We start from the raw sequence: 12,452 nt of genomic DNA, 5'->3' as shown, positions 1-12,452 counted from the left end.
GAATTAAGCGTTGCCGTAAGGCGCTGCACCTGCGGTCTTGGACGGAGGCCTGGATAAGGCCAGGCTCCAACCAGCGATCACTTAAACGGCTAACGCCGTTCAAATGCTCTGAAAATCGGGTTCTGCGTATAACAGAACAACGGGCGTAAGATTCTAGTTGAAACTTTCGCCCGCGTAAAGCAGATTAGTTAGTCGCGGTGTTCAGGCCAGCCTGATCAACGGCAACACCTGCACCCATCGTGGTGGAGATGCTAACTTTCTTAACGAAAACGCCTTTCGCCTGTGCAGGTTTTGCTTTTTTCAGCGCAACCAGCAGAGATTCCAGGTTTTCTTTAAGTTTATCTGCGTCGAAATCAACCTTACCAATGGTGGTATGGATGATGCCGTTTTTGTCGTTACGATAACGAACCTGACCTGCTTTAGCGTTTTTCACCGCTTCAGCAACGTTTGGCGTTACGGTACCCACTTTCGGGTTTGGCATCAGACCGCGTGGACCCAGAACCTGGCCCAGCTGGCCAACAACGCGCATTGCATCAGGTGATGCGATAACAACGTCAAAGTTCATTTCGCCTTTTTTGATCTGGTCAGCCAGATCTTCCATACCTACCAGTTCAGCGCCGGCTGCTTTTGCCGCTTCGGCGTTAGCGCCCTGGGTAAATACGGCAACGCGTACTGAACGGCCAGTACCGTGTGGCAGTACGGTTGCACCGCGCACGTTCTGGTCAGATTTACGAGCATCAATGCCCAGGTTTACCGCTACGTCAACGCTTTCTACGAACTTGGCCGTTGCCAGTTCCTTCAGCAGAGCAACAGCTTCGTTGATGTCATACTGTTTAGTTGAATCAACTTTGTCACGGATCACGCGCATGCGCTTGGTCAGCTTAGCCATTTCTTAATCCTCTACCACCAGGCCCATGGAACGAGCAGTACCTTCGATTGAGCGAGTCATCGCTTCAACGTCAGCACCAGTCATGTCCGCAGCTTTAGTTTCTGCGATTTCACGTACCTGAGCACGTGACACTTTCCCTACTTTCTCTTTGTTCGGTTTGCCCGAACCAGATTTGATACCTGCCGCTTTCTTCAGCAGTACGGCTGCCGGAGGCGTTTTGGTAACGAAGGTGAAAGAACGGTCAGAATAAACGGTGATGACGACCGGAATCGGCAGACCTTTTTCCAGAGAATCCGTTTTGGCGTTAAACGCTTTACAGAATTCCATGATGTTAACGCCTTGCTGACCCAGAGCCGGACCAACTGGTGGACTTGGGTTCGCCATACCTGCCGAAACCTGCAGCTTGACGTAGGCTTGTACTTTCTTAGCCATGGTATTTCCTCTATTGGGTTCAAGCGCCTCGAAATGAGGCTCCCCGTGATTAATATTCACGCGCTTTAACAGCGCATAAAAAACAAAAGGCGCGAAATTGTATTGCAATTTCGCGCCTCAGGCAACTCTATTTACTCTCCGACTTATTTGCCGGATAACGTCCGCCATGCTGAATGGCGGCTTGCAGAGTGGATTAGCCTTTTTCTACCTGTCCGAAGTCCAGCTCAACAGGTGTTGCTCGTCCAAAAATAGAAACGGAAACTTTCAAACGGCTCTTCTCGTAGTCCACTTCTTCGACCACGCCATTAAAGTCAGCAAACGGGCCATCATTGACGCGTACCATTTCGCCCGGTTCGAACAGCGTTTTCGGACGCGGTTTGTCGCCAACCTGCTGTAGGCGGTTCATGATCGCATCCACTTCTTTATCGCTGATCGGTGCAGGTCGATCGGAGGTGCCGCCAATGAATCCCATGACGCGCGGTACGCTGCGCACTAAGTGCCAGCTCGCGTCGTTCATGACCATTTGAACCAGTACATAGCCCGGAAAGAACTTGCGCTCGCTCTTACGACGCTGACCGCCACGGATCTCGACCACTTCTTCAGTGGGAACCATGACATCGCCAAACAGTTCTTCCATGTTATGTAACTTGATGTGCTCGCGCAGCGATTGTGCTACGCGGCCTTCAAAACCGGAAAACGCCTGAACGACGTACCAGCGCTTTTTTGGAGCTTCAGACATCTCAGAACCTCAGGCCAGTGATAAACGATACAAGACGGACCAGAATGCCATCCAGTCCCCACAGAATCAGCGACATCACGGCGGTAACCGCGGCAACGATTAACGTGGTATGCAACGTTTCCTGACGGGTCGGCCAAATGACCTTGCGGACTTCGGTGCGCGCTTCGCGAGCAAAAGCCAGCGTTGCCTTACCTTTTGTCGTCAGCAACGCAATGCCGCCAGCGGCAGCAATCAGAATAACGACAACCAGCGCGCGTAACGGTAGGGTGACTTCACGATAATAGTAGTTACCAGCAATAGCCACGATAAGAAGCAGCGCGACGACTAACCACTTTATCGCTTCCAGGCCGCGCCCGCTCCCTTGAGCTTCGGTATTAGCACTCATAAACCAACCTGCCACAATAAATCAGAAACTATTTTGCCCCCTGATAAGGAGGCAACCGAACCGAAGGATGCTGTCAGGCGAAACTCGGCATATTGCGCCGTATAACAGAGCCTGTCTCAGCAATGATTATGGTTGAAAATCACTGATGAGCCAGGTTCTATATTACAGCGTGTAAAAAGGGCATCAAATGATGCCCTTTTCATGTGCGGTGCGTCAAATGTTATCGCGATTACGCCATAACTTTAGCAACAACGCCTGCACCAACGGTACGACCGCCTTCGCGGATTGCGAAACGCAGACCGTCGTCCATTGCGATTGGGTGGATCAGGGTAACAACCATTTTGATGTTGTCGCCCGGCATTACCATCTCAACGCCTTCCGGCAGTTCGATCGTTCCGGTCACGTCGGTGGTACGGAAGTAGAACTGTGGACGGTAGCCTTTGAAGAACGGCGTATGACGGCCGCCTTCGTCTTTGGACAGAATGTAAACTTCTGACTCAAATTTGGTGTGTGGCTTGATTGAGCCTGGCTTGGCCAGAACCTGTCCACGCTGGATATCTTCACGCTTGATACCGCGCAGCAGAATACCACAGTTCTCACCTGCACGGCCTTCGTCCAGCAGTTTGCGGAACATTTCAACGCCGGTACAGGTCGATTTCACGGTGTCTTTGATGCCGACGATTTCAACTTCTTCGCCCACTTTAACGATACCGCGCTCAACACGACCGGTTACCACAGTACCACGGCCGGAGATAGAGAAAACGTCTTCGATTGGCAGCAGGAACGGCTTGTCAATGGCGCGCTCTGGTTCCGGGATGTAGTTATCCAGGTGACCGGCCAGCTCGATGATTTTCGCTTCCCACTCTGCATCGCCTTCCAGCGCTTTCAGGGCAGAACCGTGAACGATTGGCGTGTCGTCGCCAGGGAAATCGTACTGTGACAGCAGGTCACGGACTTCCATTTCAACCAGTTCCAGCAGCTCTTCATCATCAACCATGTCGCACTTGTTCAGGAACACGATGATGTAAGGAACGCCAACCTGACGGCCCAGCAGGATGTGCTCACGGGTCTGCGGCATCGGGCCGTCAGTCGCAGCAACAACCAGGATCGCGCCGTCCATCTGCGCAGCACCGGTGATCATGTTTTTCACATAGTCGGCGTGGCCAGGGCAGTCAACGTGCGCGTAGTGGCGGCTTGGGGTGTCATATTCAACGTGAGAGGTGTTGATGGTGATACCACGTGCTTTTTCTTCTGGCGCGTTATCGATCTGATCGAACGCACGTGCAGCACCGCCGTAGGTTTTAGCCAGAACGGTAGTGATAGCAGCAGTCAGGGTGGTTTTACCGTGGTCAACGTGGCCGATAGTACCAACGTTGACGTGCGGCTTGGAACGTTCAAATTTTTCTTTAGACATCGCTTGTCCCTCTAAGACACGGATAAATCGGTGATATCACCACATCAACCAGGCATTGCCTGAACTGTAGAATTTAATGCACAGAAGAAGAAGCAGGGAGGGAGATATTGATGTGGTGCTGATACCCAGAGTCGAACTGGGGACCTCACCCTTACCAAGGGTGCGCTCTACCAACTGAGCCATATCAGCACGGCTTGGAGCGGGCAGCGGGAATCGAACCCGCATCATCAGCTTGGAAGGCTGAGGTAATAGCCATTATACGATGCCCGCATCCTGGAACTCTGCTACCTGTTCATTCTGTAGCTTGTGAGTAACAAGAAACGCTTTCTTATTACTCAAGTCAACCCGCATACGCTTGATGACCCGACTGGGCATGCGCTCAGTCTGAAATGGTGGTGGGGGAAGGATTCGAACCTTCGAAGTCGATGACGGCAGATTTACAGTCTGCTCCCTTTGGCCGCTCGGGAACCCCACCCGGTATTTCTTTTACTTGATGGTGCCGGCTACCGGAATCGAACTGGTGACCTACTGATTACAAGTCAGTTGCTCTACCAACTGAGCTAAGCCGGCATCAAGTGACGCGCATTCTAGGAAGAGCAGCCGCGCGATGCAACAAAAAAATTGCGATAACGGTTTTAATGCTTACTATTTGTGCAATTCCTCGCAAAATGCCCTGTTAATGCCGTTATTCTGTTCAAGTAAGCGGCGGATTACTGCTTTATTATCTCTACGTTACCCTGTTCAGTACCCGGCACTTCTTTGCCAAACGCGTTTTCGCTGAAGCTCTGAACTGACATGGCAGCAGATTGTTTAAGAAATGCGGCATCCGTAGCGTTTGCGCAGGCAGAATATTTTTTTCCTTCTGATCCTCGCCCGTGTGGTGTTAACCTCCTGCCCATTGTGTTCTGAAATTACCCTACATCCGCTAACTAAAAGTCGTCGATAAAGGCACCTTTAAGTTACAGACCTTATTACGGGCGATTTATTGCTGGCAGAAGCATAGATATGAGTAAAAAAGAGTCGTTGTTAACCACACCCTATTTGCAGTTTAGCCGTACACAATGGGCGGCACTGCGTAATACCGTACCGATGACCCTCAGCGAAGCGGAGATTGCTCGCCTGAAAGGGATTAATGAAGATCTTTCTCTGGAAGAGGTAGCAGAGATTTATCTTCCCCTTTCACGTCTTTTAAACTTTTACATTAGCTCGAATTTACGCCGTCAGGCTGTGCTTGAGCAGTTTCTGGGAACGAACGGGCAAAAAATACCCTATATCATCAGCATTGCTGGTAGCGTTGCGGTCGGGAAAAGCACGACGGCGCGTGTCCTTCAGGCGCTCTTAAGCCGCTGGCCAGAGCATCGCCGCGTTGAACTGATCACCACCGACGGCTTTCTGCATCCTAATCAGGTACTGAAAGAGCGCGGGCTGATGAAAAAGAAAGGGTTTCCGCAATCTTATGATATGCACAGGCTGGTGAATTTTGTCTCGGATCTTAAATCAGGCAGTTCTCAAGTCACCGCACCTGTCTATTCGCATTTGATTTACGATGTGATTCCCGATGGCGACAAGGTTATTCAGCAGCCGGATATATTGATCCTTGAAGGGCTCAATGTTTTACAAAGTGGGATGGATTATCCGCACGATCCCCATCACGTATTTGTTTCCGATTTTGTGGATTTTTCTATCTATGTTGATGCGCCGCAAGAACTGCTACAAAAGTGGTATATCAATCGTTTTTTGAAATTCTGGCAGGGGGCATTTACCGATCCTGACTCCTATTTCCATCACTATGCAAAACTTTCTGAGCAAGAGGCTGTGGGCATCGCTACACAACTGTGGGAAGAGATTAATTTATTGAATCTCAATGAAAATATTCTTCCAACCCGTGAGCGTGCAAGTCTGATAATGACAAAAAGCGTTAATCATGCCGTGGATCTCGTCCGTTTGCGTAAATAAAAAAGAGGGGCGCTTTCCCCTCTTCTTTTCAATCTTGCGGCCGTAAAGAAATTTCTCCGCCCACCCATGCTTTTCTCACGCCATCCTGTTCAAGGATGAGACCGCCCTGCGGGTCAATTCCTCTGGCTATCCCTAAAATCTCTCTCTCGCCAATCAGTAACTTAACCGGCCTGTTAAGAAAGTTATCCAGTTTGCTCCAGCGTTCGATAAAAGGTATCAGCCCTTCTTTTTCAAACAATTGCAGCGATTCTCTCATCTTATTGACCAGTTGCGCCGCAAGCTGATTACGATCAACGGTAATTCCCGCTTCCTGTAGATTGATCCACCCTTGATCGATAGCACTCGCCGTACGCATAGCCAGATTGATGCCAGCGCCTATAACTATTTGTGCAGCATCGCCGGTTTTACCCGTTAATTCGACGAGGATACCCGCGAGTTTTCGATCGTTCAGGTAAAGATCGTTGGGCCATTTTACGCGCACGTTTTCAGCGCCTAAAGCACGTAATACTTCTGCGACAACCACCCCAATAACAAGGCTCAGGCCCATTGCTGCCACGGGGCCCTGTTCAAGCCGCCAGTACATTGACAGGTAAAGGTTGGTGCCGAACGGCGAGAACCATTGCCGTCCACGCCTGCCCCTTCCCGCCTGTTGATATTCAGCTACACAGGCATCGCCAGACTGCAACGTATCCATACGATCCAGCAGATACTGATTCGTGGAGTCGATCACGGGGATTACCGCCAGCCGCCCGTGATCCAGCTGCGACAGAATGATATCCTCATCCAGAAGTTGAATGGGCGTCGGCAGGCTGTAACCTTTTCCGGTCACGGTAAAAACATCAATGCCCCAGTCTTTAATTGTGTGTATGTGCTTGTTAATTGCTGCGCGGCTCATACCAAGCTTCTCACCCAACATCTCTCCTGAGTGAAACTGACCATCGGCCAGAATACCGATCAGGGTTAAAGGAACCGTATTACCTTTCATGAAATAACCTCAACCGCATTCTTTTCTCCATAAGCGCCGATGAAACGCACTTCAGGCTCCAGCCATACATTGAATTTTTCACCCACACGATGACGAACTTCACGCGCCAGCGCCACGATATCCTCTCCCGAGGCATCATCTTCATTAATCAGTACCAGCGCCTGCTGGCGATGTACTGCTGCGCCCCCAATGTGATAACCCTTCAGCTCACTTTGTTCAATCAGCCAACCGGCGGCAAGCTTCACACTTCCATCGGCCTGGGCATAGACAGGCGAATCAGGATACTTTTGTTTAAGCGTTGCGGCTACGATTGATGAAACAACGGGGTTTTTGAAAAAGCTACCCGCATTGCCCACTATGTTTGGGTCAGGCAGCTTACTTCTACGCATCCGGCAGACCGCGTCAAATATTTGCCGGGGCTGGACGGTGTCAATGTCTAATGTGGTCAATTCGCCGTAGGTAATCACCGGCGTCCATGCTTTTCGAAGCAGAATACCTACTGCGATAATCGCATAGCCGTCCTGGAATTGATGCTTGAAGATACTGTCTCTGTAGCCAAAGCAGCACTCTTCCGCGCTGAGACGCTGGATATGGCCAGAGGTCAGGTTCATCACATCAACGTAATCACAGACCTGTTTTAACTCCACCCCGTAAGCGCCAATGTTTTGGATCGGGGCAGATCCCACACAGCCAGGGATCAGCGCCAGGTTTTCTAATCCTGAAAAGCCATTTTCTAATGAATACGTTACGAGCCGATGCCAGTTCTCTCCGGCCCCGACATGCAGATGCCAGGCCTCATTACTTTCACTGACGTTAATACCTTTGATCCGGTTAACAATGACCGTTCCCTGAAAATCTTCCAGCAACAAAATATTGCTGCCCTCTCCGAGTAATAATACTGGCTGCTGTTTTTTCAGACTCTCCTGCCATGCCGCAGCCAGTTCAGCCGCAGTATCGATAACGGCAATATGCTGTGCATGCGCATCCAGATGGAAGGTGTTATAGGGTTTTAGAGAATGGAGCTGCATGGACATGGAACGGCCTTCAGGGTAGTTAACTGACCGTAGTTTACCCGATTCAATGCGTTATCGTTGAATGATTTGTTTCGTGCAGCCGTGCTGCGTGCCGTAAACGAAAAAAGCCTCATGCTTTCGCATGAGGCTTTTTCGTCTGTATGATGCCTGGCAGTTCCCTACTCTCACATGGGGAGACCCCACACTACCATCGGCGCTACGGCGTTTCACTTCTGAGTTCGGCATGGGGTCAGGTGGGACCACCGCGCTAGAGCCGCCAGGCAAATTCTGTTATCCGGAACATCCGCTGAAAATTCTTCTTCGTCTCTCAATACCACCAGAACGCTTCTGGCGTTGTAAGGTTAAGCCTCTCGGGTCATTAGTACCGGTCAGCTCAACGCATCGCTGCGCTTACACATCCGGCCTATCAACGTCGTCGTCTTCAACGTCCCTTCAGGAGTCGCAAGGACTCAGGGAGAACTCATCTCGAGGCTGGTTTCGCGCTTAGATGCTTTCAGCGCTTATCCGTTCCGCACTTAGCTACCGGGCAGTGCCATTGGCATGACAACCCGTACACCAGTGGTGCGTTCACTCCGGTCCTCTCGTACTGGGAGCAAACCCTCTCAATTCTCCAGCGCCCACGGCAGATAGGGACCGAACTGTCTCACGACGTTCTAAACCCAGCTCGCGTACCACTTTAAACGGCGAACAGCCGTACCCTTGGGACCTGCTACAGCCCCAGGATGTGATGAGCCGACATCGAGGTGCCAAACACCGCCGTCGATATGAACTCTTGGGCGGTATCAGCCTGTTATCCCCGGAGTACCTTTTATCCGTTGAGCGATGGCCCTTCCATTCAGAACCACCGGATCACTAAGACCTGCTTTCGCACCTGCTCGAGCCGTCACTCTCGCAGTCAAACTGGCTTATGCCTTTGCACTAACCTCACGATGTCCGACCGTGATTAGCCAATCTTCGTGCTCCTCCGTTACGCTTTGGGAGGAGACCGCCCCAGTCAAACTACCCACCAGACACTGTCCCCGCGCCGGATCACGGCGCAAGGTTAGAACACCAAACATTAAAGGGTGGTATTTCAAGGATGGCTCCGCGCAGACTGGCGTCCACGCTTCAAAGCCTCCCACCTATCCTGCACATCAAGGCTCAGTGTTCAGTGTCAAGCTGTAGTAAAGGTTCACGGGGTCTTTCCGTCTTGCCGCGGGTACACTGCATCTTCACAGCGAGTTCAATTTCACTGAGTCCCGGGTGGAGACAGCCTGGCCATCATTACGCCATTCGTGCAGGTCGGAACTTACCCGACAAGGAATTTCGCTACCTTAGGACCGTTATAGTTACGGCCGCCGTTTACCGGGGCTTCGATCAAAAGCTTCTCCTTACGGATAACCTCATCAATTAACCTTCCGGCACCGGGCAGGCGTCACACCGTATACGTCCACTTTCGTGTTTGCACAGTGCTGTGTTTTTAATAAACAGTTGCAGCCAGCTGGTATCTTCGACTGGCTTCAGCTCCGTCAGCAAGTGACTTCACCTACGCACCAGCGTGCCTTCTCCCGAAGTTACGGCACCATTTTGCCTAGTTCCTTCACCCGGGTTCTCTCAAGCGCCTTGGTATTCTCTACCTGACCACCTGTGTCGGTTTGGGGTACGATTCTGTGTTACCTGATGCTTAGAGGCTTTTCCTGGAAGCAGGGCATTTGTTGCTTCAGCACCGTGGTGCCTCGTCATCACGCCTCAGTGTAAAGTGAACCGGATTTGCCTGGAACACACACCTACACGCTTAAACCGGGACTACCGTCGCCCGGCCAACATAGCCTTCTCCGTCCCCCCTTCGCAGTAACACCGAGTACAGGAATATTAACCTGTTTCCCATCGACTACGCCTTTCGGCCTCGCCTTAGGGGTCGACTCACCCTGCCCCGATTAACGTTGGACAGGAACCCTTGGTCTTCCGGCGAGCGGGCTTTTCACCCGCTTTATCGTTACTTATGTCAGCATTCGCACTTCTGATACCTCCAGCAGACCTCACAGTCCACCTTCGACGGCTTACAGAACGCTCCCCTACCCAACAACGCATTCGCGTCGCTGCCGCAGCTTCGGTGCATGGTTTAGCCCCGTTACATCTTCCGCGCAGGCCGACTCGACCAGTGAGCTATTACGCTTTCTTTAAATGATGGCTGCTTCTAAGCCAACATCCTGGCTGTCTGGGCCTTCCCACATCGTTTCCCACTTAACCATGACTTTGGGACCTTAGCTGGCGGTCTGGGTTGTTTCCCTCTTCACGACGGACGTTAGCACCCGCCGTGTGTCTCCCGTGATAACATTCTCCGGTATTCGCAGTTTGCATCGGGTTGGTAAGCCGGGATGGCCCCCTAGCCGAAACAGTGCTCTACCCCCGGAGATGAGTTCACGAGGCGCTACCTAAATAGCTTTCGGGGAGAACCAGCTATCTCCCGGTTTGATTGGCCTTTCACCCCCAGCCACAGGTCATCCGCTGATTTTTCAACATCAGTCGGTTCGGTCCTCCAGTTAGTGTTACCCAACCTTCAACCTGCCCATGGCTAGATCACCGGGTTTCGGGTCTGTACCCTGCAACTTAACGCCCGGTTAAGACTCGGTTTCCCTTCGGCTCCCCTATACGGTTAACCTTGCTACAGAATACAAGTCGCTGACCCATTATACAAAAGGTACGCAGTCACCCCATAAATGAGGCTCCCACTGCTTGTACGTACACGGTTTCAGGTTCTGTTTCACTCCCCTCGCCGGGGTTCTTTTCGCCTTTCCCTCACGGTACTGGTTCACTATCGGTCAGTCAGGAGTATTTAGCCTTGGAGGATGGTCCCCCCATATTCAGACAGGATACCACGTGTCCCGCCCTACTCTTCGAACTCACAACGGCTGCATCTTCGTGTACGGGACTTTCACCCTGTATCGTGCGACTTTCCAGACGCTTCCACTGACGCAACCGCTGATGATGGTTCCGGGCTCCTCCCCGTTCGCTCGCCGCTACTGGGGGAATCTCGGTTGATTTCTTTTCCTCGGGGTACTTAGATGTTTCAGTTCCCCCGGTTCGCCTCGCAACACTATGTATTCATGTTGCGATGATGCAACGGATTGCACCGGGTTTCCCCATTCGGGTATCGTCGGGTATAACGGTTCATATCACCTTACCGACGCTTATCGCAGATTAGCACGCCCTTCATCGCCTCTGACTGCCAGGGCATCCACCGTGTACGCTTCGTCACTTAACCTCACAACCCACAAGCGTCCCGGAGGACACATGCTGTTGCAGGCATTTGAGAGACCCGACCATAGTGTTTGCGCCACTCTATACGCAGAGTGACCCACTATGTCGTTTTCAAATTTTCAGCTTGTTCCGGATTGTTAAAGAGCAAATATCACAAAGCCGACTTGATTAAGTCAGTTTTGGGATACTGAGTGATAACGTCTTTCACGCGTTATCGGAGATGGCGTCCCCAAGGGGATTCGAACCCCTGTTACAGCCGTGAAAGGGCAGTGTCCTGGGCCTCTAGACGATGGGGACTCTGATACTGTTGCTCATTACTTCTATCAGACAATCTGTTGTGGACACTGCGCAAAAAAGTATCTTCTGGTAAGGAGGTGATCCAACCGCAGGTTCCCCTACGGTTACCTTGTTACGACTTCACCCCAGTCATGAATCACAAAGTGGTAAGCGCCCTCCCGAAGGTTAAGCTACCTACTTCTTTTGCAACCCACTCCCATGGTGTGACGGGCGGTGTGTACAAGGCCCGGGAACGTATTCACCGTGGCATTCTGATCCACGATTACTAGCGATTCCGACTTCACGGAGTCGGGTTGCAGACTCCGATCCGGACTACGACGCACTTTATGAGGTCCGCTTGCTCTCGCGAGGTCGCTTCTCTTTGTATGCGCCATTGTAGCACGTGTGTAGCCCTGGTCGTAAGGGCCATGATGACTTGACGTCATCCCCACCTTCCTCCGGTTTATCACCGGCAGTCTCCTTTGAGTTCCCGACCGAATCGCTGGCAACAAAGGATAAGGGTTGCGCTCGTTGCGGGACTTAACCCAACATTTCACAACACGAGCTGACGACAGCCATGCAGCACCTGTCTCACGGCTCCCGAAGGCACTCAGGCATCTCTGCCCGATTCCGTGGATGTCAAGACCAGGTAAGGTTCTTCGCGTTGCATCGAATTAAACCACATGCTCCACCGCTTGTGCGGGCCCCCGTCAATTCATTTGAGTTTTAACCTTGCGGCCGTACTCCCCAGGCGGTCGATTTAACGCGTTAGCTACGGAAGCCACGAGTCAAGCTCACAGCCTCCAAATCGACATCGTTTACGGCGTGGACTACCAGGGTATCTAATCCTGTTTGCTCCCCACGCTTTCGCACCTGAGCGTCAGTCTTCGTCCAGGGGGCCGCCTTCGCCACCGGTATTCCTCCAGATCTCTACGCATTTCACCGCTACACCTGGAATTCCACCCCCCTCTACGAGACTCAAGCCTGCCAGTTTCAAATGCAGTTCCCGGGTTGAGCCCGGGGATTTCACATCTGACTTAACAGACCGCCTGCGTGCGCTTTACGCCCAGTAATTCCGATTAACGCTTGCACCCTCCGTATT

At 51.8% G+C, this 12,452-nt stretch carries 8 protein-coding genes, 5 tRNA genes and 3 rRNA genes; 1 reads left to right on the top strand and 15 read right to left on the bottom strand.

Annotated features, from left to right (window positions below):
• Positions 1-184 precede the first annotated feature (184 nt).
• The 9 genes from rplA to FA91_RS00040 form a co-directional block, all read right to left on the bottom strand.
• On the bottom strand, positions 185-889 hold the full coding sequence (gene rplA, locus FA91_RS00080) for a 50S ribosomal protein L1 (RefSeq protein WP_034911346.1): 705 nt from the start codon (positions 887-889) through the stop codon (positions 185-187).
• A 3-nt stretch (positions 890-892) separates the two neighbouring features.
• Entirely contained in the window at positions 893-1,321 is a 429-nt protein-coding gene (gene rplK / locus FA91_RS00075) for a 50S ribosomal protein L11 (protein WP_034918722.1), read from the bottom strand.
• 193 nt (positions 1,322-1,514) lie between these two features.
• A complete protein-coding gene (nusG, locus tag FA91_RS00070; protein ID WP_012439920.1) occupies positions 1,515-2,060 on the bottom strand; it encodes a transcription termination/antitermination protein NusG in 546 nt (181 codons plus the stop codon).
• 1 nt (position 2,061) lies between these two features.
• Positions 2,062-2,445 (bottom strand): preprotein translocase subunit SecE, encoded by a 384-nt coding sequence (secE, locus tag FA91_RS00065; protein ID WP_034911341.1) that lies wholly within the window; start codon positions 2,443-2,445, stop codon positions 2,062-2,064.
• Positions 2,446-2,674: 229 nt separating this feature from the next.
• Complete coding sequence (gene tuf, locus FA91_RS00060) at positions 2,675-3,859, bottom strand: elongation factor Tu (protein WP_034911338.1); 1,185 nt, start codon at positions 3,857-3,859, stop codon at positions 2,675-2,677.
• 113 nt (positions 3,860-3,972) lie between these two features.
• Positions 3,973-4,048 (bottom strand) — tRNA-Thr (locus tag FA91_RS00055).
• Between the two features lie 6 nt (positions 4,049-4,054).
• A tRNA-Gly gene (locus FA91_RS00050) sits at positions 4,055-4,129 on the bottom strand.
• Between the two features lie 120 nt (positions 4,130-4,249).
• A tRNA-Tyr gene (locus FA91_RS00045) sits at positions 4,250-4,334 on the bottom strand.
• 19 nt (positions 4,335-4,353) lie between these two features.
• Positions 4,354-4,429, bottom strand: a tRNA-Thr gene (locus FA91_RS00040).
• Positions 4,430-4,864: 435 nt separating this feature from the next.
• On the opposite strand from FA91_RS00040, the gene coaA reads away from it, so the two are divergent.
• Positions 4,865-5,815, top strand: a complete 951-nt coding sequence (gene coaA / locus FA91_RS00035; protein ID WP_034911336.1) for a type I pantothenate kinase — start codon at positions 4,865-4,867, stop codon at positions 5,813-5,815.
• 28 nt (positions 5,816-5,843) lie between these two features.
• Here coaA and birA read toward each other — a convergent pair whose 3' ends face one another.
• From birA to FA91_RS00005, 6 genes are all read right to left on the bottom strand, one after another.
• Positions 5,844-6,800 carry a bifunctional biotin--[acetyl-CoA-carboxylase] ligase/biotin operon repressor BirA gene (gene birA / locus FA91_RS00030; RefSeq protein WP_034911332.1) on the bottom strand — a complete coding sequence of 319 codons (957 nt, stop codon included), beginning with the start codon at positions 6,798-6,800 and terminating at the stop codon, positions 5,844-5,846.
• Entirely contained in the window at positions 6,797-7,834 is a 1,038-nt protein-coding gene (gene murB / locus FA91_RS00025) for a UDP-N-acetylmuramate dehydrogenase (protein WP_034911330.1), read from the bottom strand. The genes birA and murB overlap by 4 nt, the downstream gene beginning before the upstream one ends.
• Before the next feature lie 145 nt (positions 7,835-7,979).
• Positions 7,980-8,095 (bottom strand): 5S ribosomal RNA (gene rrf / locus FA91_RS00020).
• A gap of 76 nt (positions 8,096-8,171) precedes the next feature.
• Positions 8,172-11,078: ribosomal RNA gene (locus FA91_RS00015) — 23S ribosomal RNA — on the bottom strand.
• 217 nt (positions 11,079-11,295) lie between these two features.
• Positions 11,296-11,371: transfer RNA gene (locus tag FA91_RS00010), tRNA-Glu, on the bottom strand.
• Between the two features lie 70 nt (positions 11,372-11,441).
• Positions 11,442-12,452 (bottom strand): 16S ribosomal RNA (locus tag FA91_RS00005); the annotation flags it as partial.

Origin of the sequence: Erwinia sp. 9145, from assembly GCF_000745075.1 — a bacterium.
GTDB classification, from domain to species: Bacteria; Pseudomonadota; Gammaproteobacteria; order Enterobacterales; family Enterobacteriaceae; genus Erwinia; species Erwinia oleae.
The sequence above is the reverse complement of the archived record's forward strand: the minus strand, read 5'-3'. Positions and strand labels throughout refer to the sequence as shown.